Genomic DNA, 779 nt, shown 5'->3' with positions numbered 1-779 from the left:
ACCAGATGATGGCGATCGGGCCCCGTGCGCAGCAGCGCCACACGCATCAGCGGCGGCTGCCTGAGATCGAATCCCTGGGCACGCTGGCTGGCCGCGAAAGCGTCGATATCGCTTGCGTCCCGGCCAGCCCAGTCTTCCACGATCATCGGCAGGGCCACGTCCCGGGCCACCCACTGGAGTGGCGACGCCTCCCGATGGAGGAAGCCGCAGTGCAGGCTGTCGTGGCGCGCCAGCACCGCTTGCCACGCCGCGACGAAGCGACTGGGGTCGATGCCGTCGACGTCGACGCGCAACTGGTTCGTATACGCGCTGCCTTCCGGGGCAAAGACGCTGTGGAACAGCATGCCCGTCTGCATCGGGGACAACGGGTAGAGGTCCTGCACACGGGCAGGATCGAGAAGCAGGCTGTCGAGTTCGGGCTGCGACAGCCGCACCAGCGGGAAATCCGACGGCGTGAGCCCGGTGGCGCCCAACGTGCAATGCGCGACCACCGCCTCCAGCTCCCCGCGGAAGGCCGCCGCCAGCGCTTCGATCGTTGCCGCGCGGTAGCGCGTGCCGGCATAGGCCAACGACAGCTTCAGCCGCCCGTCGAAAACCTGCCCGCTGATCGACAAGGGATGGGAAAGCGGCGTCGCGGCGTCCTGGTTAGCGCCCGTGCCTTCGGCCGCGGGCCGCCATGCGGCGCCTTCGGCGAAGCTTGCATTGAACTGGCCCAGGTAGTTGAACACCACCTCGGGCTTCGGGACCGCCGCCAGCGCCGACTGCTGGGCCGGCGTGCC

The 779-nt window shown here is 69.2% G+C and carries 1 protein-coding gene; it reads right to left on the bottom strand.

What is annotated here, in order from left to right; all coding sequences use genetic code 11:
- On the bottom strand, positions 1-779 hold a 779-nt coding region (locus OR16_RS38605; RefSeq protein WP_006164770.1), incomplete at both ends, for a condensation domain-containing protein.

The sequence above is a fragment of the Cupriavidus basilensis OR16 genome, assembly GCF_000243095.1.
In the GTDB taxonomy this organism is placed as follows: domain Bacteria; phylum Pseudomonadota; class Gammaproteobacteria; order Burkholderiales; family Burkholderiaceae; genus Cupriavidus; species Cupriavidus basilensis_D.
The sequence above is the reverse complement of the archived record's forward strand: the minus strand, read 5'-3'. Positions and strand labels throughout refer to the sequence as shown.